The sequence below is a fragment of the Chromobacterium vaccinii genome, assembly GCF_001855275.1.
Taxonomy (GTDB): Bacteria; Pseudomonadota; Gammaproteobacteria; order Burkholderiales; family Chromobacteriaceae; genus Chromobacterium; species Chromobacterium vaccinii.
In genome coordinates, this window is the sequence record NZ_CP017707.1 from 2274387 (window position 1) to 2298979 (window position 24593).

A 24593-nucleotide genomic window follows, 5' to 3' on the forward strand; every position below is an offset into this window, starting at 1 on the left:
TTTCCCGTTATTTGGAGAGATGAGACTTACTCGGCGGCCTTCACCACATTGGCGCTGATGCCGTCCTGCTTCAACTGCGCGCGGATGCGCTCCACATCGTCCTGACGGCTCAGCGGGCCCACGCGGACCCGGTGGACCATCCCCTTGTCAGGCACGTTGACCGACTGGATCTTTGCCTCGACGCCCAGCAAAGCCAGCTTGGCCTTCAGGTTGTCGGCCTCGTCCTGGTTCTGGAACGCGCCCAGCTGCAAATAAACTTTTTTGGCAGGCGCCGATGCCGAAGGTTCCCCCGAACGCGAGGACTTGGCGTCGGACGTGACCGCGTCCACCTGGCCCGGCAGAATCTTGTAGAAATCGAAGCGCTGCTCATCCTTGCCGGTCTTTGCCGGTGCTTGCGGCGCCGGTTTGGGCTTGGCTTCGTGCGGGGTCGCCGGCGGAGGCAGCGGCACCGTCTCGGTGGAGTCCAGCGTGGCCTGTTGCTGCGCTTGCGCCGGAGCCGGCGCGGCCGGCGTCGTGGCCGAAGCGGCCTCGGAAATGCGGGTGCCCGGCGCCAGCAGCTCGGTCGGCGGCTGCGGCGCTTCCGCCTTGCGCTCGTTCTTGGGCTGGAAAGCGGCCGGCGAGCGGTTCAAATACATCGCCAACCCCACCGCCACCGCTACGCCGACGATCAGGCCGATGATGATGCCCGCCATCATGCCGCCTCCGCCGCTGCGCGACGAGGAGGAGTTGCCGCGCCCGCGCGACGGTCTGGGGGAGTTTTTCAGGTCTCGATTAGCCATTCACCACTACCGCTATGTCTGTCGGACGGCCACCATGCCATCCGTATTTAATTGATCAATTCTATCAAGCGCCGCCTTGCATGACGCGCCTGAGCTGGATCGCCTGCAATACATGGTTGCGGCTTATCGTTTCGACGCCTTGCAAATCGGCGATGGTGCGCGAAACCCGCAGTATCCGATGATACGCCCGCGCCGACAAGCCAAGTTGTTGCAAAGCCTTGGCCAGCACCGCCAGCGCGCGCTCATCGCCGCGGCAATGCGTCTCCAGCGCCTCGCCCTGCAGCGCCGCGTTCAAGCCGCCTTGCCGCGCCAACTGGCGCTCCCTGGCCTCGAACACCCGCTGGCGCACCGCCTCGCTGCCTTCACCCGGTCCGGAATGCTGCAACTCCTCCGCCGTCAAGGCCGGCACCTCCACCTGCAAGTCGATCCGGTCCAGCAAGGGGCCGGAGATTTTACCCCGATACTTCGCCACTTGCTCGGGCGAGCACTGGCAGCGACCGGAAGGATGGCCATGGTAACCGCAAGGGCAGGGATTCATCGCCGCCACCAGCTGGAAGCGCGCCGGGAAACTGGCCTGCCGCGCCGCGCGCGAGATATGGATCACTCCGCTCTCCAACGGTTCCCGCAGCACCTCCAACACCTTGCGGTCGAACTCCGGCAGCTCGTCCAGGAACAGCACGCCGTGATGCGCGAGACTGATCTCGCCAGGCCGGGGCTCGCTGCCGCCTGTAATTTCCACAAATAAATGCAAAAATTAGTGGAATTTATGGCGGAGCATGCAAATGAATCATCTCCAGCGATACACCCCTGTCAGGGACATCGTCTACAACAGCCGTAGCGTGACCGGCATGGTCCCGCTATTGGGCGACTACGAGTCCACCTTGGAGCGCGATCTCATGGAGATCCTGCGCTTCGACCCCAGTGTCGAGCATTTCACCGCCCAACCGATCACCATCGGGTATTTCGACCAGTTCGGCAAGCTACGCACCTACACACCGGATGGTCTGATCCAGTTCAAGCCGACAGTGTCGTTGACCCCGCAACCCGTATTGTACGAGGTCAAGTATCGCGCCGACTTCCGACAGGACTGGAGAAACTTGCTCCGTAAGTTCCGGGCCGCAAAAACGTATGCCTTGGACCAAGGGTGGCGCTTCGAAGTTTTCACCGAGCGCGAAATTCGTACCCCCTACCTCGACAACGCTAAATTCCTCTGGCGTTACCTGGAGCAGAGTCCATCACCGGATGCACGCCGGCAGATTCTCCAGGTACTTTGGGATCTCGATGAGACCGATCCGGAAATGTTGCTGTTTGCCCTCTGCCGTGATGCCCACAACCGTGCCCGGCTGATTCCCACCCTTTGGCATCTGGTGGCGATCGGCGCCATCGGCTGCGACCTGAATGTGCCGCTGACCATGCGTTCCCGCCTCTGGCCAGTGGAGGAGTGCTGATATGAAAACCATCCGCCCAGGCCAAGTGGTCTATTGGCGCGATCAAGCCGCCATCGTCCTGGAGCTGAAAGGCTTCTCCGATGCCATCCTGCGCACCATCGATGGCTCGCAAACCGAAATCGCCGCGGTCAGCGACCTCAGCCTGGCTCCGGTCTCGTCTTCCGATCCCGCGGCGCCGCACCTGCTGGCCAAGGAAAAGGACTGGGACCTGGCGGTGCAGCGCTACGAGTGCATACGCCCCTTGCTGGATCTGCCCGGCCGCAGCACGAAAGACGTACAGCGAGTGGCCGACGCCACCGGCAAGAGCCTGGTCACCATCTACCGCTGGCTCAACCGCTTCGAGGAAACCGGCCTGGTTTCCTCTCTGCTGCGCACGCCGCGCTCGGACAAGGGCGGCAGCCGTCTATCTGACGAGGTGGAGCAGATCATTTCGCTGCAGATCCAGCATTACTACCTGAAGCAGGAGCGGCCCTCGGTCCTCAAACTGTACAAGCTGATCAAGCTGGCCTGCCAGGAGGCGGATCTGGATCCGCCCAACCAGAACACGGTGTATGCGCGCGCCTACGCCATCGACCAGCGGGAGATACTGAGCAAGCGCTACAGCCCCCGGCGGGCACGCGAGAAGTTCGAACCGCTGCGCGGCCAGTTCCCCGGCGCCGACTACCCCTACGCGGTGGTGCAAATCGACCACACCAAGGTCGATGTGGTGATCGTGGATGAGGCGCACCGCTTGCCGATCGGCCGCCCCTATCTGACCGTGGCCCTGGATGTGGCGACCAAAATGGTCGCCGGCTTCCTGATGACGCTGGATCCGCCGGGCTCGCTGTCGGCCGGCTTGTGCGTGGCCCACGCGGTGATGCGCAAGGAGCATTGGCTGGCGAAACGCGACATCGTCGCGGAGTGGCCGGTCTACGGCAAAATGAGCAAGATCCACGTCGACAATGCCAAAGAGTTCCACGGCAATATGCTCAACCGCGCCTGCGAGCAACACGGCATCATCCTGGAGCACCGCCCGAAAGGACAGCCGAACTACGGCCCTCACATCGAGCGCGCCTTCCGCACCTTCATGGGGGAGTGCCAGAGTCTGCCCGGCACGACCTTCTCGAACGTGCAGGCCAAGATGAACTACGACTCGGAAGGCCGCGCCTGCATGACGCTGGCCGAGCTGGAACTGTGGTTCACGGTCTTCGTGGCCTACTGCTACCACCACCGCGCGCACAAGGGCATCAACGAGGTGCCGCCGATCAAGCTGTATCACCAGTTCGTCCACGGCACCGCCGAGCGTCCGGGAATCGGTCTGCCGGCGCCGATCGAGGATGAGGAGAACTTCCGTCTCGACTTCACCCCCTATGTCGAGCGCACCATCCAGCGCCACGGCGTGGTCATCGACAACATCCACTATTACGCGCCGACCCTGCGCCGCTGGGTCGAGTCCGAAGATCGCGCCACCGGCAAGGGGCGCAAGTTCCTGTTCGCGCGCGACCCGCGCGACATCAGCGTGGTGTATTTCCTGGATCCGGAAACCCGCTGCTACAGCCCGGTGCCGTATCTGAATAACACCCGGCCGGCCATCAGCCTGTGGGAGCTGCGCGCGACGCTGCAGCGGCTGAAGCAGGATCCGGTCAGCCACGTCGACGAGGAGATGATCTTCCAGGGCATCCGCCGGATGCGCGAGATCGAGGCCGAGGCGGTCGAAAAAACCCGCCTGGCCAAGCAGCAGCGTGCGACGGAAAAGCGTAAGCGCCGCATGGCAGAGCGACGCAACGGCTGGGCCGGCGTGCACGCGGCGGCCATGCCGGCACCACAGCCCCCGGTACTGCCGACGGCCAATGACGACGATATCCAACCCTTCAGCGACATCCAGCTCGGTTAGGGAGACCCATCATGAGCGCATACCCTCACCTCCACCCCAGTACGGCCGAGCAGGCCGAACTGGATGCGGCCAGCCGCATCACCTGGCTGAAGCGGCCGCGCTGGATTGGCTACCCGCGGGCTCAGGACATCCTGGCCAAGCTGGAAGACTTGGTGCACCACCCGCGCGAGGCGCGCATGCCCAATATGCTGCTGATCGGCGGCAGCAATAACGGCAAGACCCGGCTGATCCAGCACTTCGCTCAGCGCCACCCCGCGGAAGAAAACCCCGGCGGCGAATACATGATTGCGCCGGTGATCTACATCCAGGCGCCGCCCACACCCAGCGAGGCCGGCTTCTATTCGGGCATCCTCAATGCACTATTCGAAAGCGTCCCGACCTCGTCCACCGATGCCAAGCGCGCCCAGGTGATTCGCGTACTACGTGGCATTCAGCTGAAGGTGCTGATCATCGACGAGCTGCACAACGTGCTGGCCGGCTCGTCGGTGAAACAGCAGCAGTTCCTCAACATGATCAAGTTTCTGGGCAACGAGCTGCAGATTTCGATTGTCGGCTGTGGCACCGGCGACCTGCTGCGCGCGGTCAGCGTCGATCCGCAGATCCAGAACCGCTTCCTGCCGGAGCTGCTGCCGAAGTGGCAGATGAATAAGGCGTTCCGCCAGCTGCTGATGTCGTTCGAGCGTGTACTGCCGCTGCAGCAGCCGTCCAACCTGCACGAGGCGATGCTGGCCGCCAAGATCCTCGCCATGTGCGAAGGCACTATCGGCGAGCTGTCGATGCTGCTCAATCAGGCGGCGATTTACGCCTTGCGCCAGGGCGAGGAGCAGCTTACCGCGGAGACGTTGAATGCCTGCGGCTACGTCTCGCCCAGCGACCGCACCCGCCAGGCCGCCCATGTGTAGACCATGCTGCCAATGCACCCCCAGCCGTGCCCAGGGGAGATCCTCTCTTCCTGGATGGTGCGACTGGCATTCGCCAACGGCTTCCTACTCCACACCTTCTACGACAAGCTGCTGGGCTACCACACGCCAATCTGGAGTCGCGACATCGATCGCGACCCACCCCTCTCACTGTTGACGCTGCTGGCACGCCATACCGGCCACGCGGTGGCCGAGCTGCAGGCGTTGACGCTGCTCTCCTACCAAGGCCAATTGTTCGAGCGGCCGGCCACCGGCCATTGGTCTTGGGTGCGGCCGGTCGGGGTCTATCATCGCCAGCGCAAACGTCCCGGCATGCAGTTCTGCCCGCTGTGCCTGGCTCAGCCTCCGGAGGCCTACTACCGTCTCCAATGGCGGCTGGCCCTCTATGTCGTCTGTGAGCACCATCAGTGCCTGATGGAAGAATGCTGCCCGGCCTGTCACACGCCAATCGCCTTTCACCGCCATGGCATTGGGCGCCGCAAGACGATTGACGATCAGGCCCTGCGGTTCTGCGGCCGCTGCCACTTCGACCTCGCCAGCATGAGCCCGGTCTTCTACGCCTGGCCAGATCCGCCATCCTGGCAGCGACTGCGCCACCTCATCGCCGCGATCGAGCACAGCCCCTGGGACTGTGGCCCGCTGACCCCGCCCTGCAGCTTGCCGTTCTTCATCGGGGTTCGTGCCTTGATCGGCGTGTTGAGCGGCCGTAATGGGCGGCAACTACGCCAGCACCTCGGGGATGCGCTGGGTGTGGAGATCCCGTGGTATCCACCTGGTCAACACGATGAGTTCGAATACCAGCCGCCCGCCGCGCGCCTCATCTTACTGCTCGCCATAGCCTGGCTGCTGGAAGACTGGCCGTCGCGCTTTCTCTCCCTCTGTACTCAAGCCCATTTCACCCGTTCCCGACTGGCCGAGCGCGTGGGCCTGCTGCCTTTTTGGCTGGCCTGCGTGGCCGACACACATCTGGACCGGCGCCGTTATCTGCCGAATGCAGCGGAAACCCATAGCGCCGGCCGCTACCTGCAGGCTAAAGGGGTGCCGGTAACACCACGCACACTGGCCAGCATTCTGGGGCTGACAACCGACTGCATGAAGCTGGTATGGGAACAGTGGACTGGGTACCGCTAAACGATGTGCTGGTGAACAACGTCAATGCGAAGCTTGGTATCAGTGCATTCCCCAAACCAATCACATCTATCTTAATCTTGCAGGAAAAAACAGTAAGTTTCCTTGACATGCCGCCGCTAGTTCACACTCGATCTCCATGCTACCGGTGACCATAGCTGGGCCTCGCCCACAGTGGCGCCCTTCAGGTCCACTGTCACTACGGGACAATCCATTAGACGACTATAGACAAGTCCTTTTAGGTAATTCCTCGCATAGATTTGCGTGAAGACTATTCTACCTTGCAATATGTTCTAGTTAGTTCTTTCTTTAACATAGCCAACTTCGATACCTTTGAGTTGAGACGTCAACGGGATATACCGATTTCTCGGGCTATCTCGAGAAATTTCAATTCACTTGTAGTTCAGCCTATCTTAATTAAATTATTGGGAGGGACATCGGATGAAACACCTCTATAGCTCACTTTTCAGCTTGCCTGCAATAGCTATTCAATTAGCAGGATGCGCATCAGTACATCAGGATGCCGCAGTCTCCTTCCATGACGAAGGTGCAAAATTTACGTCTTCAGTTACAACTATTCAGAAGCAGTTACTTGAAGCACAAAACTATCAAATGCGTCGAATGATTGATACCGATGCCAACGGTACCTGTCGCCTACGAAACTTACCGGTATTCATTCGCTATCAGTATGGAGTCCATCCTGAGGCGGGGCCATCAGCCCTCTACTTGCAGGGGCATGATAGCGTATGGAACGTGTTAAAGTCGCGACCTGGCGACCAGCCCAGTACGAGCAGCTCCAATTCGAAACTAGAACAAGGCTGCCACCAGCTTCAAATGTGCGAGCAACAATCAAACTGGCATCGCCCCGAATGTGCAACAACTTGCTATTCTGAAGCTGAAAATCTGTGTGTTACAACCATAGCCCATGAAGCCACACTGGTCCCCCCCTCCGGATACTGGGCGAAAGATGACTTGGTAGCGATCAGAGACTCGCTGGCAAGAAATCAGTCCCCCGCGACAGAAGCTGCCTCTCTTCCAGCTTTTACTGCCGCCATTACTGCTTTTTCAGATTATCTGGATCTCCTAAACACGGCATCAAAACCACAACCCACTTGGTTTGATCATCTCCTTGGTTCCAGCAGGGAGGACTTGTCCAAGTCCGTTCAAGATCAGGCCAAGGATCTCAGCACACGTCTCCAATCATGGCGTGATGATTACAACAAGGTTGCTCCATTTATCAACTCTCCACCCATGAATGGCGTGTCAAATGATCGCCTTACTACAGAGTCGAATGCGATTGGTGGCTTGATTGATGTACTGAACACCATTGCGGAGCAAAACGGTTCTGCCAATGCTATTCACGCGGTGCTACTCACCAAAGTCGACAAGAACTGCCTACCAACCAAGGACAGTAGCCGCAGCATGCCCCGTTATGTTTGCATCAATCAGCTCATGGATGCGATGAAAAGTGGGCTCAGTCATGATCTGAATTTAACCTACACAAGCAACGCTTTGGCGGATGAGGCAACTCTCACTAATTACATGCTGCTAATCGACCACGAACACCTCGCGATGCGTAAGGCGACACAGGAGCACAAGCAATGCCACAAGCAAGCAGCAGTTTGCGATGCCGCACGCGACTATGCGCTCGCCCAAGCACAGGATAGATTGGACGAGCTCCAAACAAAAATAGAAAAGATCAACCCTCCCACACTCAAGCAATACTCGATCGTGCAAAACCAGATTTCCAAAGACATTCCCCAAACAATCCAAAAACTCGAGGAGGCTCACACCAAACTAATCGATACCTGGGACAAACCTGATCGGAAAGCTGAGGCCAAGGCAGCATTCATGAGCGTCAAAGCTCTGGCAACCTCTATTGCCGATGTCGCCCAACTTCTTAAATGATACGCTGAGGATCTAATCATGGAAATTATTGAGGAACTGGACAGCTTAATCGCCGATATACAAAAACTGAGTGCACTGCTCTCAACATGTGCAAATAGTCCATGGACACCTTTCGACATGCCGCAGACCGATCCAGGCAAGTTAAAAAGTCGTGCCGAAGCGCTCTTGAATATCGATAGTAGACTCGCTGAACTGTCAGCCGGTGGGGTAGTTAGGTCGGCCGCTGCAGATATTGACGCTTGCGACCATACCACGCAGGTCAGCCTCACAATGATGGACAGTCAGCATTCATCAGCCTATACAGCAGATGTTATTTATCGGCAGATAGACAACCTTATCCAAACTGCAGCAGCCCTTCGCTAGGAATTAGGTTTACGGAGCAGATCAGGTGTACCATCAAATAAAAAGGGGGATACGTACTCCGTACCCCCCTAAATCTAAAACATAAGATCATATATAATCTTATATTTTCACATCATGCTGCCGGCAAATCGATATCGACCCTCAACGCAACTGGTTGTAGAACCTGGTATCTCTGACGAATCATATTATATAAGTCAGGCATTCCATCAACACTGACAGATATAATCATCGCATACCTCATATCAGGAACCGATTCAACAGGGATACCTCTACTTGTTGCTCGCGCATGATAACGGATATCAAAAACGGGATCGCTAAGCTCAGTCTCTACATCAAATTTCTTTTCTCGATGAAGGCAAGTTTCCCATTTATGTCCATCATCACGGTATTCGCGCTCGGTCTTATACTGAGTATTTCGTCCAAAGAATTCAGTAGTTTTAGTATCTCCCAGCCCAAAAACAGGCCGAAATGAAACCTGCATTCCAGCACGCGTATAGTTTATCGAATGCTCTGGATCTGTTGGTGCTTGAATACAAAGAGTGGCCTTCAATGTCACCGCTCCATGTATCGGCATATCAGGAAAAGGGACTTTCGCTCTTAAATAATCGCCTTTAGCCAGCAAACCTTGGTAAATAACAGTAGCAACTCCATTCTCACATTCAATCAGCTTGATTGGATTCTCTACAAAACGCCCCCACCCAATCTCTTCTCTAGGAATTCTAGCTCGGCCTTCTGCATGATGGATCAATAAAGCCTTGATCGCTATAGCATCTAATGGGTAAGTCGTTAATGCTGCAGCACCACATGCTGTTCTTAAAGCCAAGGGAGCCGCATAACTAGTCCCAGCAACTGCAGATACACCTCCAACCCATGGGTTGAATGCAAAAAATGGGTTTTGCTCTGTACCACCAAATGCAACACCATCAGGTTTTACCACCCCAGGGCTTCGGCCTGGCCCAATGCAACTATAACTAGCTCTATTCCATTTTTTCCCATAATCACTTGCAGCTCCAACTGCAAGAGCATTTACCATATCTGAGGGAGGCTGCAATCTAGCATTATCTCCCATCAAATCACCATCATTCCCCACCGCGATGGTTGCTAAAATTCCATGCTTTGCACAAATTTGATCCAGGGTCGCCGTCCACACATGGACCTCATCATCTTCAATCGGCATTCTAGGACCTAGGCTTAAATTAATATACTTATATTTACCCTCATCCAAAACACCTCTTATTCTTAGCAATACATCAAATAAATCTACATCCTGTGTATTTGCAGGTGAAATAACTCTATAATGATCAACCCCCATATATGGCTGACCAAGCACTGGATCCTCTTTATCTACTCTACCAAAAAGAAAAGTAGAGGTTACCTCTGTACCATGATGCAAGTATGCCGTATCTGTTTTCTCTGTATCTTGAAAGTAAAACTCATTAACCCATGGAGATAAATCACTTGCACCAATTCCTCCATCAAAGATAGCAACTCTATTTTCAGAATCTAAAGGTGGCAATTCTGGCAACCCTTGAATTTGAAAATCGGCACTCTTTCTCAAGGCATTGGGCAAGGCCACTCTAAGCTCTGGCATTTTTCGAATAGCTCGCAAAAACGTAAAACTAGCTATCCTCTTCATTGCAGAAATAGAGCACTGCAATGGCACAAAAGTCAAAGCCCCCACCAAAATACGCTTCTGCGGATAAACTTCTGCCCCATGCTGTCTAGAAAAATTAATAAAGGCTTGAAGGATATCATCCTCTCGCTGCCCAGCATGAACTACCGCCTCGAACAATGCACGCTCATCACTCTCAGGTGAGTTGCTTTTTATTTTATCTTCTGGCTTGTAAAAATCAAAATCTTCAATTTGAATGGCTTGCTTGATTAAATACTTTGGTGTCTTCGCATCAAATATGATGCTTTCCAGACTACGTAGAGCGGACTCTTTTCCAGCAACAAATATCTGTGCGGTCGCAAGAGACTTTCCCGCATCCCGTTCGTTAGTAGTTTTCCTCGGAGCCATTCTTACCTGTCGGCTACCAATATCACGAAAACCACTACGACGTATTAACTCATCAGGAAAATAGCTCTTACCCAGGAAAGCGGGATGCAATGTAAGTTTAAACACCCCTTCCCCACGAGGCTTCACATCGCCACTGATCAGAGAGAAATCTTCTGTAGCTTTTGTTATTTTTCCTTTAATGAAAGCACGAACCTCCTCTATGGTGTATGGGACTTTCTTCGGACCAGATCCATTTGGTATTTCACTAGTACTTGTAAGCGTCTCTCCATTTCCCAAAAGCAGGTTGCGCTCAGCCATTTATATTTTCTCCATTACTTTCTTTAAAGTTCTACCAACAGTCGGGTGTGAAATTCCTAAAACACTAGCTATCTTTCTATCAGACAATCCATTCAAATGGTGATGAATTATTGTAAGTGTCTTCATATTTTCAGCATCTGCTATTTCAGTCACCTCATGAATTATTGTTTTAATCAATGCTGAAACAAAGTCTTCCCCCTCTAAAACAGCCTCTTTTTTAGAGTGATTAATAATTCTTCTTAAAGATGCATAAGAATTACCAACCAGCATCTCTGATAGAGTGGCAGCAAGTTGAGAAGGGATATTGTTCTCAATCAAGAATCGGCCAATTTGCTCTGCTCGAGGATTATCATAGTTTATAACTACCTCGAACCGTCTCCACACAGCAGGATCCAACATGCTTGCATGATTTGTAGCTGCAATCAATATCGATGTTGATGGCCATTCATCAATAGCTTGAAGTAGAACATTTACCAGTCGTTTCAACTCACCAACATCTCGATCATCATCCCGTTTTTTTGCAATAGCATCAAATTCATCCAGCAAGAGCACGCACGGAAAGCCTTTTGCATACTCGATAACTGATTTGATGTTATTGCCAGTCTTCCCCAGAAGACTGCTCATTACAGATGACAAATCTAGTGTTAACAACGGCATATTCAGTCGCGCCGCAAGGTAGTGAGCTGTCAATGTCTTTCCAACACCTGGAGGACCAGAAAATAGCAATGACTTTGCTGGGGATAATCCAGCTTCAAGCAATTGAGTTGATTTATTCCTCTCAAGCACAAATCTTTCAAGCCTTTGTTTAATCTCAGGAGGAAATACTGGCTCTACGTCCACCGCAGCAGGAAATATTTCTTGTAATAACTTTCGTCGCGAATCGCTATCAACCGGGACAGGGTTGACACTTGCCCGATGGACGGACGTAGCCAGAATGCTAGCAAGTGATGATGCGAGGTCTGGATCAGAACGCTTGATCCTTGACGTCATCCTTCTGCACAGCATGGCAAAGTTAGCAGTGCTTCCTGAAACACCATGGGCAACCAGCTCCAGGAGCTCTTCGGGCTTTATCTGTACCATTAAATTTCCTAAAAATCAGATACTTACATAAACTGGTACCTTTTTAAGTTGAATTATATTGCATTGCGTACCAGCTGGAAAGGTACAAATTGTCAGTCCTCACATTCTAGTGTTCGCAAATTGTGCGAAATTTAGTCGATATTCATGATAATGCTGGGGTCATATTTCATGTCCGCCACCCTCTAGTCGGAGGTGTGATATGGAAATATTGGAATGAACACAACGAAACGACGCACTGAAACGCCGTTTAACCTCAACCATATGATCATGATAAATTTGAGGTGAAATCAAATTCATAGCTTATCCGACCCTCACAGAAAAAACGCCGATGCGCTTCCGGGCATCGGCGTATTCAAAATCTCGTTAGGCGAACTTACTTCAACGGCAAGGCCAGCAAGTTGTCCGTCTTGCGACCATCCGCAACTGTCTGGACGTACTTGATACGCCCATTACTGTGGACATGGACCCAGGCGCTCTGACGTTGTGGATCACGATCCGGGCACCACACCGAGGTATTCCCGTTCTTCTCGATGTAGGCGACCATCTGATCCCGAGTAAAGTATCCGCTTTCCAACACTTTCTTACCGTCTTCCATGCGGTCCCACCAGAGATGACTGATGTGTTCATGACCTGCGCCACCGGCCATGCGACGCGCTGTACACTTAAGTGTTATTGCCATGTGAAGCCCCTTTTTGAAATACACTAAAAGCGAAAGTCAGGAGAAGACCCCATGTCACAGCCAGAGCCGATTCCCCCCACTCCCGAATCTACGATTTCTTATGACGAGTATGTTCGCCAAGCCGTCCAGGTGGCGCTGGATGATCCGCGCCCTGGCATTCCGAATGAGGAAGTCAAACACTACTTCGCCCTCAAGCGCGCCGCGCTACTGCAGCGCTCGAAGTCCGACTAAGCGGTACAGGCTGGATCGATCCGTTAGGCCAGGCGCAAGGGTTTGGCAGCCTGACGTCCATCCACCAGCTGCAGCCGGTTCTTCCAGTTACTCAACTCATAAAGTTGGGGTACATCCTCTGGATACAGCCCCAGGAGCTCGGAGATTTCTTCCTCGTTGTACTCCAGTTGTCCCTTGTAGTGTTCGAACACACTGGGCACAAGCGTCGTGCGCTCGCGAGGAATGCTCAGCTCGGCCGGCTCGGCTGTCCGATAGCCCAGCATGGACATGGTGCGCCACAGATAGGTGGACTGTCCCTCGGTGATCTTCTGCAATCGTTTGGCGCGGACCAGCAAGGCGCCCATGGAAACCTTCCAGATCGGCTTGAGCATGCCGGCTCTGGCCAAATCGATATTGCGCAGATCGCGGCCGATGTCCTTCTCCGGCATCAGCAGTTCCGAAGCGAACTCATTGGCCTGATCTTCCATTTCTGGATTGGGATAGGCATGCATCACCAGGTGGCCCAGTTCGTGAGCCAGCGTGAAACGCCAGCGATCGCCGGGCAGATCCTTGTTCAGAAAAATCAACGGCGGCAAACCGGCGATCCGATAGCTAATGCCGTCGATCTTGGCCTCGCTCATGTCACAAGCGAATACCAAGCAGCCCGCGCGCTCACACAGCACCGTCAGATTGGCGATCGGACCATCCGGCAACTGCCAGGCCCGACGCACGTACTGCGCAGCTTGAACCGCGCCCTTGGGCAAATCGTCCAGGTCATACTGCGGCAGCGGGAAGTCCGGCTGCATCTCCAAACCAGACAACATCAACCGGAAATGGGCAATCCGGGCATTCACATCCGCCAGCAGCTTATCCAGCACCTTCTGTCCGACCGAGGCGTGTTTGCGGAACATCGGGTGGGTGCTCAGCGGCGCCCCGTAAATGCGCTCGGAATGCGCGAAGAAGCTCCTGCGGCACCTCAGTACATCGCACAGTTTGTCCAGCAAGGGCTCATCAATCTCTTTGAGGCCCTGCTCCAGCTTAGAAAGAAAGCCTTGGCTTACGCCAAGGCTGTCCGCAACATGCGCCTGGGTGTAACCCAGCATCCGGCGACGAAGCAATATCATCTCATGGTTGAGGTCATGCTCCACCGCCTGCATCTTTGAAATCAGCGTCATCTTTGTTACCTGCACCCGGCTGTTTGATGATGTGGGCGGCCGAGTCTGTTCCATCCAGCGACGGTTGCACTGGGGTGAACGGAGACACATTGGTCGCCGGCGGGGCATTTCGATTCAATTCAACGTCTACAACAATACGGCCTTTATGGCGTTGCACCAACAGCACCGACTCGATTTTCACACCGGCTTTGTCCAGTACGTACAGCACTTCCATCCGATGTATGCCACCGAACAGGTCCACATCCTGGTCATGAAACTGCATCGCGGTCAGGGTCGGATAGTTGGACGACTTGCGCCGCGTATTCCCCTTCTTGAAGCGGATGAAGAAGCGCTGATCGATCAGCAGACCGAACTGCGCTTTCAGCTTGACCCACTTGGCGCGCGGATGGCCTTCGAAGCGCTCTTCGGCAAAGCGCACCATCTCATTCCAGACGCCCATGCTTTCCACCGACCGCGTCACTGCCCTGGCCGCCATCGGGTTCGCCTTCCAAGAATCAAAGGCGTCATACGGGATGCCGGCCAGTGTTTCAAAGAACATAGACAGCTTTTCGACTGCATACTCAGATGAAATTATAGACATCAGTTTCCCTTTTTGTGAAGCGCCAAAGCATTGACTATCAAAGGTTTCCGCGCATACAACAACAAATAGCACAGTAAATTATTCCGGGAAATATTTTTCGTCCTGAATCAACCATTTAGTACATGAACATGTACTTTTGAAAACCATTGTCATATTGATCAAACTTGAATCTTGTGATTGTCATTTGTCATAAAAACAGGCAGCATCGCCGCCATCACGCTCAGAAAATATGAAAAATGAGAATCGATGGAACTCCATGACTTCCTCCGCCTCGCCCAGCGCATGCTGTCCAGACAGCAGCAACGCAGGCTGACACAGCGCCAGATGGCATCCCTCATCGATATCAGTCCACGCACCTACGTCGAGTATGTGCGTGGCATGCATCGCCCCAAGGGGATGCTCGCCCTGCTGGATTTGTTGTGTCTGCTCGAACAAGCAGATCGCGACAGCTTGCTCCAGGCCTGGCGTAGTCGCAGAAAACGACCATCAGCGTTGCCACCGGAATAAGCAGCAAACTTTTCTTCACATCATCTCCATTTCAGATTGCGTAATCTGAATAACAGGGAGGTGATATGGATGCATGTGAATGGTTGGTGCTGATCGCCAGCATCCGCGGCAACAACAGCAACCCCCGGGTCAGGCTATGGCGGCAGATGAAAGCCTTGGGAGCGGCAAGTTTGGTGGATGGCGCCTATTTGCTACCCGCCTTGCCCACGCTGCAACAGCACCTGGGTAATTTGCAGGAGGAGCTGATTGCGGCTGGCGGCAACGCCTATTTACTGCGCGTGCGAGAAGACGACCCGATACAACTTCGGCAATGGCGGGACTTGTTTGATCGCAACGAAGCGTACTCGCAATGGACGCTGGCGCAGACGGGATTACTGGCGGCGCTGCCAGATTCGGAAAGTGACGCGCGGCGAAGCTTGCGCCAACTCCGCAAAGAGCTGGAAGCCATCGCGGCGACCGACTATTTCCCCGGGGAGCCGCTGACGCAGGCGCGCCGGCAGTGCAATGACGCCGAGCGTCAGCTGACCCGGCATTATTCTCCCGACGAGCCGTTGTCCGTGGATGGCGAGATTGCACGGCTCGACCGCGCCGCTTATCAGGGCCGCATCTGGGCCACCCGCGCCCGGCCCTGGGTGGACCGCGTGGCCTCCGCCTGGCTGATCCAGCGCTTCATCGATCCCACCGCCTGCTTTCTCTGGCTTGCCGATAGCCGGAACTGCCCGCCCGACGCGCTGGGTTTCGACTTCGACGACGCGACCTTCACCCATGTCGGCGAGCGGGTCACCTTCGAAACGCTGCTGGCCAGCTTCGGACTGGAGCAGGATGGCGGATTGCTCCGATTGGGGGCGATGGTGCATGCGCTCGATGTCGGCGGCGTCATCGTGCCGGAAGCTGCCGGCTTCGAGGCGATGCTGGGCGGCACGCGCCAACGGCTGGCGGACGATGATCAGCTGCTGGCCGAGATTTCGCAGGTGCTGGATTCCTTGTATGCCCATTTCACGCCAACCCACAGCCGATTGGCGATCTCAGGAGTCGAATCATGACAGCCTCCCCCCTCACGCCAGCCACCTACCGCTTGTGGCAGCTGACACGCTACTTCCTGAAGCTGGGCGCATTGGGCTTTGGCGGCCCGGTGGCGCTGGTCGGCTATATGCACCGCGACCTGGTCGAGCAGCGCGGCTGGATAGCCGAGGCCGATTACAAGGAAGGCCTCGCGCTGGCGCAGATCGCACCGGGGCCGCTGGCGGCCCAACTGGCGATCTACCTGGGCTATGTCCACTACCGCGTGTTGGGCGCCACCGCGGCGGGTTTCGCCTTCGTGCTGCCGTCCTTCCTGATGGTGCTGGCGCTGGGCTGGGCCTACCAGGCCTTTGGCGGCCTGCCCTGGATGCAGGCGGTGTTCTATGGCGTGGGCGCGGCGGTGATCGGCATCATGGCGATCAGCGCACATAAGCTGGCCACCAAGAACCTGAAAAGCGACCGCTTGCTGTGGGCCATCTTCGCGGTGCTGGCGCTGGTCACCATCGTCACCCAGTCGGAAATCGCCTGGCTGTTCATCACGGCCGGGCTGTTGGTCTGGCTGGTGCGCTGCCGGCTGCGGCCGTCTCCCGGCGCGCTGGGCGCGGCCTTGCCGCTACCACTGTTACCCGCCGCAGCGGATCCGAGTCTGCTGCTGCAGCTGACCGTGTTTTTCGCCAAGGCAGGTGCCTTCGTCTTCGGCTCCGGTCTGGCCATCGTGCCCTTCCTCTATGGCGGAATCGTCAGCGAGCATCACTGGCTGACCGACAAGCAGTTCATCGACGCGGTGGCGGTGGCGATGATCACGCCGGGTCCGGTGGTGATCACCACCGGCTTCATCGGCTACCTGGTGGCGGGCCTGCCCGGCGCGTGCCTGGCGGCGCTGGCCACCTTCCTGCCGTGCTATCTGATCACAGTGCTGGCCGCGCCGCATTTCAAGAAGCACGGCAAGCGCCCCGGTCTGATCGCCTTCGTGGACGGTATCACCGCGGCGGCGGTCGGCGCCATCGCCGGCTCGGTGGTGGTGCTGGCGCAGCGCTCGCTCACGGATCTGCCTACCGCGCTGTTGGCCATCGCGACGGCGGTTTTATTATGGAAACTGAAGAAGCTGCCGGAGCCGGTGATCGTCGCCGGCGCAGCGCTGTTCGGCGTCATGCTCTTCCCTCTGATGCATCACCTTTGAGTCATTAGCCGCGACTACTCCTGCTTCTGGCCCCGCTTCCACATGCCAAATTGAGATGCACCGCCGACGGCTCGCAAATACCTAGGGAAGCTGGGATGCTTCATTCTTTTCGTACCAGTCTTTGCTGGCATTCACGATGCGCACCACCAACAGCATCACCGGCACCTCAATCAACACGCCCACGACTGTGGCTAATGCGGCACCGGACTGAAAGCCGAACAGGCTGATCGCGGCCGCGACGGCTAGCTCGAAGAAGTTGGAGGCACCGATCAACGCCGATGGGCAGGCCACCGAGTGTTCTTCCCCGACCTGGCGGTTGAGCCAATAGGCCAGCGCCGAGTTGAAGAACACCTGAATCAGGATGGGCACGGCCAGCAGCGCGATCACCAGCGGCTGCTGCAGGATGGCCTTGCCCTGGAAGGCGAACAGCAGCACCAGGGTCAGCAGCAACGCGGCGATCGACCACGGTTGGATCCGGTGCATGGCGGCATCGAACACCGCTTGGCCCTTGTCCAGCAGCGTCTTGCGGATGGCCTGCGCGATCAGCACCGGCACCAAGATATACAGCCCCACCGAAGTCAGCAGCGTGGCCCACGGCACGGAGATGCTGGAAACGCCCAGCAGCAGGCCGACCAGCGGCGCGAAGGCGAACACCATGATCAGGTCGTTCAGCGCCACCTGAGACAGCGTGAAATACGGATCCCCGCCGGTCAGCCGGCTCCAGACGAACACCATGGCGGTGCACGGCGCGGCAGCCAGCAGGATCAGGCCTGCGATGTAGCTGTCAAGCTGCGCCGCCGGCAACAGTGGCGCAAACCATACCCGGATGAACAGCCAAGCCAGAAAGGCCATCGAGAACGGCTTGACCAGCCAGTTGATGAACAGGGTGACGCCGATTCCCCTGATATGCGCCTTGACCTGGTACAGCGCGCCGAAATCGATTTTCAGCAGCATCGGGATGATCATTACCCAGATCAATAGACCAACCGGCAGGTTGACCTGGGCGATTTCCCAACCGCCGATCGCGTGGAACAGGCTGGGGAAGGCCTGTCCCAAGCCGATGCCGGCCACAATGCAGAGGGCGACCCAGGCGGTCAGGTAGCGCTCGAATAGGCTCAGCGAGGCGCCGGCGGCGCAGGGATGGGCGGCTTCAGATGGGGAGGACATGCCATTCTCCGTGGGGTGGGGCGATTCTGCGCTGCGGTGAGGGCAGTGTCAGGGGAGCAGCGTACCGATGCGATCCAACTCTACTTTGAGCAGGGGGCGATCCTGGCGCAGCAGGTCCAGCGGTAGGGCCAGGAACGCCTCGATCCGAGCCCTCAAGATGCGATAGGCCGTCAGGAAGGCTGCGTCGATCTCCTGATCACTGCCCGCCGCATGGGCAGGATCCTCTACACCCCAGTGGCTGCGTAGCACCGGGCCCAGATACGCCGGGCAGGTCTCGCCGGCGGCGCTGGCGCACACCGTGATCACGATGTCCGGCGTCGCCGACAGATGATCCCAGGACTTGCTGTGGTAGCCAGCGGTGGCGATCCCTTCGTGCGCCAGCAGGGCCAGCGAGCGCGGATGAACTTGTCCGGTCGGCTGGCTGCCGGCGCTCATCGCATGCCAGCCCGCCGGCGCCAAGTGGTTGAAGACCGCTTCGGCCAGGATGGAGCGACAGGAGTTGCCGGTGCAGAGGAACAGCACATTGACCGCGGCTTGGTTCATGGCAGGTTTCCTTTGGCGCTCAGCAGCAGCCACTGCCGGGCGCACAGGTGTTCTTGGGTGTGATCTTGACGGTAGCGGTCCTCGGCGCACAGCAAGCGCTGGTCGGTTCGTCAGGCGCAGACTCGCCGCCATTGAATGTCGGGATCGACGCCAGCGTCTGATAGCTCTCCCAGGCGAGGCCGGAAGGGTCGGTCACCCAGTGCTTGTTCGACTCGGCGTAGCAGCAGGCGGTGCCAGTCTGCGTCACCATGCTGATGTCGGCCGCCTGCAACTGGTGCTGCAACTGCGCCAGCTCTTCCTCGCTGTCCACCTGAAAGCCCAGGTGGTCGATGCCAGCGGCGCCGCCGCGGCTGGAGATCGCGAAGTTGAGGCGCGGATCCTCCAGCATCCACTTGGCGTAATCGGTCTTCTGCACCGTGGGCTGCGCGTGGAACAGCGCCGAATAAAAGCGAATGCTGTCTTCCAGATTGGCCACCGCGACGTGGACGTGAAAGCGTTTCATGATCGAACTCCCGTGTGAATCGTTACTGGCACGCGCCATCGCAAGGCGAGATGCTGCTCCCTGGCGTGCAGGCCTCGCCGCGGCAGCAGTTCTCGGTCAGAAAGCCCAACAGGCCGTTCATCTGCTCGTAGTTGGCCGAGTAGTAGATGAAGCGCCCTTCCTGGCGAGCCAGGATCAGACCGGCATGGGACAGCTCCTTCAGGTGGAAGGACAGCGTGGCATTGGCCACGGCGAGTCGTTCACCGATCTGACCGACCGCCAGGCCTTCGGGGCCTTGCTGGACCAGCAGTCGGTAGATCGCCAGGCGCGTATCCTGCGCCAGGGCGGCCAAGAGGGTGACAGCGTTTTTTGCTTCCATATTTCTATATTTATCGAAATGATAAATATCGTCAAGATAAAGAGCTTCTGGCTCCGGTTACATGGAGGCCACGGCTTGTTGACCGATGATTGGCAAAAGATTGGCATCCAAATACTGGGGGGCAGTATAGTGGCAGGCATTGGCGCAACAGCAGACACTGCGCAGTGATTTCTTCCCGGATACCCTCTCATGCGGTCGCGAAGCAGGCGATCGCTTTGATCGAACAGGTGATACATGCTGAATGTTTTAGCCAATCGGACGTACCGGCATTTGTTCTTAGCCCAGGTGGTCGCGCTTATCGGCACCGGTTTGGCCACCGTAGCGTTGGGCCTGTTGGCCTATGATCTAGCCGGTGGCAACGCCGGCGAAGTGCTGGGCACTGCGCTGGCAATCAAGATGATCGCTTATATCGGCGTGGCGCCGGTCTCTACCGCTTTCGCCAGCCGCTGGCCGCGGCGGAGCATGCTGGTGACGCTGGATCTGGTACGGGCGGCCGTGGCGCTGGCGTTGCCATTCGTCACGCAAGTGTGGCAGGTCTATGTGCTGATCTTTGTCTTGCAGTCGGCGTCGGCCGCGTTCACGCCGACTTTCCAGGCGACAATTCCCGATGTGCTGCCAGACGAGGAGGACTACACCCGCGCGTTGTCACTGTCGCGCCTGGCCTACGATCTGGAAAGCGTGGCCAGCCCGATGCTGGCGGCAGCCTTGTTGTCGGTGATCAGCTTCCACAGCCTGTTTGCCGGCACCGTGGTGGGGTTTCTCGGCTCTGCGGCCTTGGTGGTCTCGGTGACCTTGCCCAAGGCGGCGCCGGCTATCCGTCGCGGCATCTACGACCGCACCACGCGCGGGATCCGCATCTACCTGAGCACACCGCGACTACGCGGCTTACTGGCACTGAACCTGGCCGTGGCTGCGGCCAGCGCGATGGTGATCGTCAACACCGTGGTATTGGTCCAGGCCCATTTCGGTCTGACGCAGCATGCGACCGCCTGGGCCCTGGCCGCCTTCGGCGCCGGTTCGATGACGGCCGCGCTGGCGTTGCCGCGGTTGCTGCAGGGCATTCCGGATCGAAGCGCCATGCTGGGCGGCTCGGCGGTGCTGGTCGTCGGCTTGCTGCTGGGCGCCTGGCTGGACCGCTACGCCTTGCTGCTGCCGCTGTGGTTTGTCCTGGGGCTGGGATACTGCCTGGTGCAAACGCCTTCTGGCCGGCTGCTGCGTCGTTCAGCGCATGCCGAGGATAGGCCCGCGCTATTCGCTGCCCAATTCGCGCTATCGCACGCGTGCTGGCTGATCACCTACCCGCTGGCCGGCTGGTTGGGCGCCAAAGCCGGCTTGCTGGCGACCTTCATCATCTTGGGCGTACTGGCTGGCGTGGCGGCGTTGATCAGCATGCGGATCTGGGCCTATCACGATCCGGATCAGCTGGCGCACAGCCATGATGACTTGCCGGTCGGCCACCCGCATCTGGCCGAACATGAGGCGGATCAGATTCATGAGCATGTTTTTGTGATCGACGACCTGCATCCTCGCTGGCCCAAGGCCTGAGCTCGCCAAAGTGACAGGCTTGAGGCCGCCACTGGCGGCCCTGCCTGATTCGGCTTATTGGACGACGCTGACCGGGTCTGCCACCTCTTCCGAGAAGTCTGGAAACACGCCATCGATTTGCCCCAGCATCGAACCGCTCCAAGGTCCAGGCTTCAAGTTGTCCTCAACCGATGAGTCTGGATGTCGGAGCCCATGCACATAGATCTTCATAAACAGCGCTTGCGCTCGCAGAAAGTCCGCTTCTTTTTTCCATTTACTTCCGGGATTCGGCCATCGCCCTCGAGATACCGTAAGCTGGAGCAACGCCAGGAGCGTCGCTTCATCCATCCACTGGAAGTCTGGGGTGTGAACCAGAAGCGTACACTGACTCGGTTGCTCGGTCGGCTTCAACTCCATTTCCAGCAGATAGAAATACGGCCCATCCGCACTGACCTTGATCTCGGCGCAAACCAGCTGGCGCCGGCGCTGCTCGGTACCCGGAGCGCCGATCAAATGCCATGTCTTTCTGGAACCCATCGGCTCCGGGAAATACGTCACCCAATCCTCTCCGGAACGGGTGCTCTCGCGGCCTGGACGAGTCGCGATGTCCCAGCCTCGGGCGCGTGTCCGCGTTTTCAACGCGGCCAATGCCGCCAAGAACAGCGACAAATCGCGATCCACCCTGCCATCGTCGCTCAAAAATTCGCTGAGTCCCAGATTGCCTTGGGCGTCTTGACCATTCTGCCCCTCGTTCTGCGTCAACGCATCGACAGGCACGCCAATGTCCGCGCCCGGCTCACTGGCGATGGCTGGGACTTGAGGGCGCTCATGATGAAATTTCACGGTGTCGAAACCCGCAAAACGACTACCGTACTTCAGCACGGCGAGCCGGGCGAGACGCCCGTCAGCGGGGACATCGTCGACCAGCAGCTCATCCTCCTCACCATCATCCGGCAAGAGCGGATGGAAGTGAGGTGGCCGGATCCTCACGGGCTCTCCGCCCTCCACGACTTTGGCCTCCCAAGGCTTATCGCTCTTCCAAAGCAGGTTGGCAAACTCAAGCGGGCGTGAGCAGTGCTCAATTTCCATAACAAATTTCGCCCATTGTTCTTTCCTCTCCCCACTCGATAAGAGGACACGCTTGCCCCAGACTCGCAACGTCGTTTCCCCACGCAGCGGAAAACTGGCCTGAATATCGAGAGGGCTCTGTTGATCCAAGGGAAGGGTCTGATTATTGGTATACGTCGCAGTGAGCCGTTGGCGAACGCCAAGTAACGCCGCCCGAAACGGATCAGACGCAATCGCCCGTGCGAGTACGGCAGCCTCAGAACGGCTGATATCCTCCTTGACTTGCAGTACCGGCCAAACGCCATCCATTTTTGAGCGAGACCAATCGATATAGTCCCCCAGGCGACCTGACAAGGTGGCGGCGAGAAAGCGGGAGGAAATACCAAAATAGAAGCGGATAAGTTCAATGCTTGGGATGAGTAGCCATTGCGGCCCACGGTCTTCAATCGTCGGCACCATTACATAACGGCTGGTGGCCAAGGCCTGCCGGGTATTGGTCAGATTGAAATAGACGTCCGGCAAAACGGTATCGATGGATGCGCCCCCCACATCCACCACTTCTTCCAGCGCAACCTCCCGCGCCTGACTGGCGTCAATCCGGAAGGTTTTAGGACTGCCGATTTTCGGCCGGGAAATACAACGACCATCGCGCCACAACGTACCGACCTTGAACTCTTCCAATGTCGCAACATGAGCCGGCAAAGCCAGGCTGACATCGGGCAGAACCGCGTTCTTTTTAAAGGGGTCACGCCATCGATCAGGATGAATGCCGGAGAAGTGCACAACCGTTCGGGTGCCCAGCAATCCAGTAGGCCTGATTGGCCCTACGCCATCGACTCGCCAAATTCCAGGATGCTTTGCCAAGTTCTTGAATGGAGCGCTGGGCATATTTTGCAATCCGCATTAACAGATATTGCGCAATATTCTCATTCAATATTGGCGGTTTGCAAATATTTTTAGAACTTACACCGCCGCCGACCAGCGCCACCGCCGAGGCGGTGTGATGGGGAGAGCGATACGGCCGCACCCGCCAGCGACCCGGCTGGAAGCCCTGGGATCCCAGCGACTGCACCGCCGCGCTCTCCAGCGCCTCCCGTTCGGACAAGGGCGGCAGCAAACCCGGCAGCCTGGCCGCCAGCATGGACTTGCCGGTGCCGGGCGGCCCCATCAACAGCAGGCTGTGCCCGCCGGCCGCGGCGATCTCCAGCGCGCCGCGCGCGATGGACTGGCCTTTGACATCGCCCAAATCGGGATAGTTCGGCCACTCTACGCCCAACGCGCCGGCGAAAGGCTCCAGCGGCTGCAAACCGTTCAAGAAGGCGCAGGCCTGCGGCAAGGACGCCACCGCGTAAATGGCCGCGCCGCCGACCACCGCGGCTTCCGCCGCGCTGTCGGCAGGCAACACGAAGGCCCGGCCCGCCGCATGGCACTGGCAGGCCATCGCCAACGCGCCGCGCACCGGACGCACCGCGCCGCTGAGCGCCAACTCGCCGGCGAATTCATAATGGGCGATATCGTCGTTCTTCACCTGGCCGGAGGCCAGCAGGATGCCGATGGCGATGGGCAGGTCGAAGCGGCCGGAGTCCTTGGGCAGGTCTGCCGGCGCCAGATTGACGGTGATCTTGCGGGCGGGAAATTCGAACCCAGAGGTGAGGATGGCGGCGCGGACGCGGTCCCGGCTTTCCTTCACCTCGGTGTCGGGCAAGCCGACGATGTTGAACGCGGGCAGGCCGTTGGCGAGGTGGACCTCGACGGCTACCTCCGGCGCGTCAAGCCCGGATAGCGCCCTGCTCGCCACCACCGCCAGCGTCATGGCGTCAGGAGTGGCCGAGTTCGGACTGTTCTTCCGCTTTAGCCGCAGCCTCGTCCGGGAACACTTGATTCTCCAGCCTGGCCAAGCGCGACTCCAGCGCGGCCAGCTTTTCCCGCGTGCGCGCCAGCACCGCCTGCTGCACATCGAATTCTTCGCGGGTGACCAGATCCATCTTGGAGAACGTGGAAGCCATCATCGCGCGGACGTTCTTCTCGATGTCCTTGGCCGGGCTGGCGGCGATGGTCTCGCTGATCTTGGCGCTGATTTCTTCAAACAGTTTCTGGCTCAACATGGTAGCGGCTCCCGCAGTGTCTTGATCTTCAGCCGAGTGTAGCAAAAAGCGCCCTCGCGCTCCCGCATTTCCTGCCCGCAAGGACATGTCAGCCCGTCTCCAGAATTCATCCGGGCCATGCTGCGGCGCAACGATGCACCAAAACTGTGCAGCATAAGC

At 57.4% G+C, this 24593-nt stretch carries 23 protein-coding genes and 2 pseudogenes; 11 read left to right on the forward strand and 14 right to left on the reverse strand.

From position 1 onward, the window contains the following. Positions 1 to 26 precede the first annotated feature (26 nt). Complete coding sequence (locus BKX93_RS10580; protein ID WP_046156644.1) at positions 27 to 779, reverse strand: SPOR domain-containing protein; 753 nt, start codon at positions 777 to 779, stop codon at positions 27 to 29. A gap of 64 nt (positions 780 to 843) precedes the next feature. Further along, a pseudogene (locus tag BKX93_RS10585) lies at positions 844 to 1512 on the reverse strand (ATP-binding protein); the annotation flags it as partial. 49 nt (positions 1513 to 1561) lie between these two features. Between BKX93_RS10585 and BKX93_RS10590 the strand changes: the two are divergent. From BKX93_RS10590 to BKX93_RS24645, 6 genes are all read left to right on the forward strand, one after another. Beyond that, complete coding sequence (locus BKX93_RS10590; protein ID WP_070981771.1) at positions 1562 to 2227, forward strand: heteromeric transposase endonuclease subunit TnsA; 666 nt, start codon at positions 1562 to 1564, stop codon at positions 2225 to 2227. 1 nt (position 2228) lies between these two features. Beyond that, positions 2229 to 4100 (forward strand): helix-turn-helix domain-containing protein, encoded by a 1872-nt coding sequence (locus tag BKX93_RS10595; RefSeq protein ID WP_070979736.1) that lies wholly within the window; start codon positions 2229 to 2231, stop codon positions 4098 to 4100. A gap of 11 nt (positions 4101 to 4111) precedes the next feature. Continuing rightward, the gene (locus tag BKX93_RS10600; protein ID WP_070979738.1) at positions 4112 to 5002 is read left to right on the forward strand and encodes a TniB family NTP-binding protein; all 891 of its coding nucleotides are present in this window, start codon (positions 4112 to 4114) and stop codon (positions 5000 to 5002) included. Positions 5003 to 5014: 12 nt separating this feature from the next. After that, a complete protein-coding gene (locus BKX93_RS10605; RefSeq protein WP_280513639.1) occupies positions 5015 to 6151 on the forward strand; it encodes a TniQ family protein in 1137 nt (378 codons plus the stop codon). Positions 6152 to 6589: 438 nt separating this feature from the next. Then, complete coding sequence (locus BKX93_RS24640) at positions 6590 to 8056, forward strand: hypothetical protein (RefSeq protein ID WP_145929297.1); 1467 nt, start codon at positions 6590 to 6592, stop codon at positions 8054 to 8056. 18 nt (positions 8057 to 8074) lie between these two features. Continuing rightward, complete coding sequence (locus BKX93_RS24645; protein ID WP_145929298.1) at positions 8075 to 8419, forward strand: hypothetical protein; 345 nt, start codon at positions 8075 to 8077, stop codon at positions 8417 to 8419. A gap of 112 nt (positions 8420 to 8531) precedes the next feature. On the opposite strand, the gene BKX93_RS23670 is transcribed toward BKX93_RS24645, so the two are convergent. The 3 genes from BKX93_RS23670 to BKX93_RS10625 all read right to left on the reverse strand — a co-directional run bounded on the left by BKX93_RS23670 (position 8532) and on the right by BKX93_RS10625 (position 12495). Next, positions 8532 to 10736 carry a S8 family peptidase gene (locus BKX93_RS23670; protein WP_083340501.1) on the reverse strand — a complete coding sequence of 735 codons (2205 nt, stop codon included), beginning with the start codon at positions 10734 to 10736 and terminating at the stop codon, positions 8532 to 8534. Further along, positions 10737 to 11816 (reverse strand): AAA family ATPase, encoded by a 1080-nt coding sequence (locus tag BKX93_RS23675; RefSeq protein WP_083340502.1) that lies wholly within the window; start codon positions 11814 to 11816, stop codon positions 10737 to 10739. Between the two features lie 373 nt (positions 11817 to 12189). Beyond that, entirely contained in the window at positions 12190 to 12495 is a 306-nt protein-coding gene (locus BKX93_RS10625) for a DUF3892 domain-containing protein (protein WP_070979747.1), read from the reverse strand. Positions 12496 to 12546: 51 nt separating this feature from the next. Between BKX93_RS10625 and BKX93_RS10630 the strand changes: the two genes are divergently transcribed. Then, positions 12547 to 12726 (forward strand): antitoxin PaaA2 family protein, encoded by a 180-nt coding sequence (locus BKX93_RS10630; protein WP_070979749.1) that lies wholly within the window; start codon positions 12547 to 12549, stop codon positions 12724 to 12726. 23 nt (positions 12727 to 12749) lie between these two features. Here the strand turns inward: BKX93_RS10630 and BKX93_RS10635 are convergent, their stop codons facing one another. Both BKX93_RS10635 and BKX93_RS24650 read right to left on the reverse strand, forming a co-directional pair. Next, positions 12750 to 13880 (reverse strand): helix-turn-helix domain-containing protein, encoded by a 1131-nt coding sequence (locus BKX93_RS10635; RefSeq protein WP_222103300.1) that lies wholly within the window; start codon positions 13878 to 13880, stop codon positions 12750 to 12752. Continuing rightward, on the reverse strand, positions 13843 to 14460 hold the full coding sequence (locus BKX93_RS24650; RefSeq protein ID WP_070979751.1) for a hypothetical protein: 618 nt from the start codon (positions 14458 to 14460) through the stop codon (positions 13843 to 13845). The genes BKX93_RS10635 and BKX93_RS24650 overlap by 38 nt, the downstream gene beginning before the upstream one ends. A 246-nt stretch (positions 14461 to 14706) precedes the next feature. On the opposite strand from BKX93_RS24650, the gene BKX93_RS10645 reads away from it, so the two are divergent. The 3 genes from BKX93_RS10645 to BKX93_RS10655 all read left to right on the forward strand — a co-directional run bounded on the left by BKX93_RS10645 (position 14707) and on the right by BKX93_RS10655 (position 17167). Continuing rightward, a complete protein-coding gene (locus BKX93_RS10645; protein WP_070979752.1) occupies positions 14707 to 14967 on the forward strand; it encodes a helix-turn-helix domain-containing protein in 261 nt (86 codons plus the stop codon). 65 nt (positions 14968 to 15032) lie between these two features. After that, positions 15033 to 16010, forward strand: a complete 978-nt coding sequence (locus BKX93_RS10650) for a chromate resistance protein ChrB domain-containing protein (protein ID WP_070979754.1) — start codon at positions 15033 to 15035, stop codon at positions 16008 to 16010. Continuing rightward, entirely contained in the window at positions 16007 to 17167 is a 1161-nt protein-coding gene (locus BKX93_RS10655; protein WP_070979756.1) for a chromate transporter, read from the forward strand. Before BKX93_RS10650 ends, BKX93_RS10655 begins: the two co-directional genes overlap by 4 nt. 81 nt (positions 17168 to 17248) lie before the next feature. Here the strand turns inward: BKX93_RS10655 and arsB are convergent, their stop codons facing one another. Genes arsB through BKX93_RS10675 form a run of 4 tightly spaced genes read right to left on the reverse strand, consistent with a single transcriptional unit; the run spans position 17249 to position 19737 of the window. Next, positions 17249 to 18334: an ACR3 family arsenite efflux transporter gene (gene arsB, locus BKX93_RS10660; RefSeq protein ID WP_070979757.1), complete on the reverse strand. Its 1086-nt coding sequence runs from the start codon at positions 18332 to 18334 to the stop codon at positions 17249 to 17251. A gap of 48 nt (positions 18335 to 18382) precedes the next feature. Beyond that, entirely contained in the window at positions 18383 to 18877 is a 495-nt protein-coding gene (locus tag BKX93_RS10665; RefSeq protein ID WP_070979759.1) for an arsenate reductase ArsC, read from the reverse strand. A 19-nt stretch (positions 18878 to 18896) separates the two neighbouring features. Next, positions 18897 to 19379, reverse strand: coding sequence for an ArsI/CadI family heavy metal resistance metalloenzyme (locus tag BKX93_RS10670; protein WP_070979760.1), 483 nt, complete (start codon positions 19377 to 19379; stop codon positions 18897 to 18899). A gap of 22 nt (positions 19380 to 19401) precedes the next feature. Continuing rightward, positions 19402 to 19737: an ArsR/SmtB family transcription factor gene (locus tag BKX93_RS10675; protein WP_070979762.1), complete on the reverse strand. Its 336-nt coding sequence runs from the start codon at positions 19735 to 19737 to the stop codon at positions 19402 to 19404. Between the two features lie 234 nt (positions 19738 to 19971). Between BKX93_RS10675 and BKX93_RS10680 the strand changes: the two genes are divergently transcribed. After that, the gene (locus tag BKX93_RS10680; RefSeq protein WP_070979764.1) at positions 19972 to 21282 is read left to right on the forward strand and encodes an MFS transporter; all 1311 of its coding nucleotides are present in this window, start codon (positions 19972 to 19974) and stop codon (positions 21280 to 21282) included. A gap of 54 nt (positions 21283 to 21336) precedes the next feature. Here the strand turns inward: BKX93_RS10680 and BKX93_RS10685 are convergent, their stop codons facing one another. The 3 genes and pseudogenes from BKX93_RS10685 to BKX93_RS10695 all read right to left on the reverse strand — a co-directional run bounded on the left by BKX93_RS10685 (position 21337) and on the right by BKX93_RS10695 (position 24434). Continuing rightward, positions 21337 to 23133 carry a hypothetical protein gene (locus BKX93_RS10685; RefSeq protein WP_145929299.1) on the reverse strand — a complete coding sequence of 599 codons (1797 nt, stop codon included), beginning with the start codon at positions 23131 to 23133 and terminating at the stop codon, positions 21337 to 21339. Positions 23134 to 23296: 163 nt separating this feature from the next. Next, a pseudogene (locus BKX93_RS10690) lies at positions 23297 to 24142 on the reverse strand (YifB family Mg chelatase-like AAA ATPase); the annotation flags it as partial. 4 nt (positions 24143 to 24146) lie between these two features. Further along, positions 24147 to 24434 (reverse strand): accessory factor UbiK family protein, encoded by a 288-nt coding sequence (locus BKX93_RS10695; protein WP_021478497.1) that lies wholly within the window; start codon positions 24432 to 24434, stop codon positions 24147 to 24149. Between the last annotated feature and the right edge of the window lie 159 nt (positions 24435 to 24593).

What these genes read in the sequence shown, in the direction of transcription:
- BKX93_RS10580 (WP_046156644.1), bottom strand. Translation starts at nt 779, where the DNA reads ATGGCTAATCGAGACCTGAAAAACTCCCCCAGACCGTCGCGCGGGCGC.
- BKX93_RS10590 (WP_070981771.1), top strand. Translation starts at nt 1,562, where the DNA reads ATGAATCATCTCCAGCGATACACCCCTGTCAGGGACATCGTCTACAAC.
- BKX93_RS10595 (WP_070979736.1), top strand. Translation starts at nt 2,229, where the DNA reads ATGAAAACCATCCGCCCAGGCCAAGTGGTCTATTGGCGCGATCAAGCC.
- BKX93_RS10600 (WP_070979738.1), top strand. Translation starts at nt 4,112, where the DNA reads ATGAGCGCATACCCTCACCTCCACCCCAGTACGGCCGAGCAGGCCGAA.
- BKX93_RS10605 (WP_280513639.1), top strand. Translation starts at nt 5,015, where the DNA reads ATGCACCCCCAGCCGTGCCCAGGGGAGATCCTCTCTTCCTGGATGGTG.
- BKX93_RS24640 (WP_145929297.1), top strand. Translation starts at nt 6,590, where the DNA reads ATGAAACACCTCTATAGCTCACTTTTCAGCTTGCCTGCAATAGCTATT.
- BKX93_RS24645 (WP_145929298.1), top strand. Translation starts at nt 8,075, where the DNA reads ATGGAAATTATTGAGGAACTGGACAGCTTAATCGCCGATATACAAAAA.
- BKX93_RS23670 (WP_083340501.1), bottom strand. Translation starts at nt 10,736, where the DNA reads ATGGCTGAGCGCAACCTGCTTTTGGGAAATGGAGAGACGCTTACAAGT.
- BKX93_RS23675 (WP_083340502.1), bottom strand. Translation starts at nt 11,816, where the DNA reads ATGGTACAGATAAAGCCCGAAGAGCTCCTGGAGCTGGTTGCCCATGGT.
- BKX93_RS10625 (WP_070979747.1), bottom strand. Translation starts at nt 12,495, where the DNA reads ATGGCAATAACACTTAAGTGTACAGCGCGTCGCATGGCCGGTGGCGCA.
- BKX93_RS10630 (WP_070979749.1), top strand. Translation starts at nt 12,547, where the DNA reads ATGTCACAGCCAGAGCCGATTCCCCCCACTCCCGAATCTACGATTTCT.
- BKX93_RS10635 (WP_222103300.1), bottom strand. Translation starts at nt 13,880, where the DNA reads ATGACGCTGATTTCAAAGATGCAGGCGGTGGAGCATGACCTCAACCAT.
- BKX93_RS24650 (WP_070979751.1), bottom strand. Translation starts at nt 14,460, where the DNA reads ATGTCTATAATTTCATCTGAGTATGCAGTCGAAAAGCTGTCTATGTTC.
- BKX93_RS10645 (WP_070979752.1), top strand. Translation starts at nt 14,707, where the DNA reads ATGGAACTCCATGACTTCCTCCGCCTCGCCCAGCGCATGCTGTCCAGA.
- BKX93_RS10650 (WP_070979754.1), top strand. Translation starts at nt 15,033, where the DNA reads ATGGATGCATGTGAATGGTTGGTGCTGATCGCCAGCATCCGCGGCAAC.
- BKX93_RS10655 (WP_070979756.1), top strand. Translation starts at nt 16,007, where the DNA reads ATGACAGCCTCCCCCCTCACGCCAGCCACCTACCGCTTGTGGCAGCTG.
- arsB (WP_070979757.1), bottom strand. Translation starts at nt 18,334, where the DNA reads ATGTCCTCCCCATCTGAAGCCGCCCATCCCTGCGCCGCCGGCGCCTCG.
- BKX93_RS10665 (WP_070979759.1), bottom strand. Translation starts at nt 18,877, where the DNA reads ATGAACCAAGCCGCGGTCAATGTGCTGTTCCTCTGCACCGGCAACTCC.
- BKX93_RS10670 (WP_070979760.1), bottom strand. Translation starts at nt 19,379, where the DNA reads ATGAAACGCTTTCACGTCCACGTCGCGGTGGCCAATCTGGAAGACAGC.
- BKX93_RS10675 (WP_070979762.1), bottom strand. Translation starts at nt 19,737, where the DNA reads ATGGAAGCAAAAAACGCTGTCACCCTCTTGGCCGCCCTGGCGCAGGAT.
- BKX93_RS10680 (WP_070979764.1), top strand. Translation starts at nt 19,972, where the DNA reads ATGCTGAATGTTTTAGCCAATCGGACGTACCGGCATTTGTTCTTAGCC.
- BKX93_RS10695 (WP_021478497.1), bottom strand. Translation starts at nt 24,434, where the DNA reads ATGTTGAGCCAGAAACTGTTTGAAGAAATCAGCGCCAAGATCAGCGAG.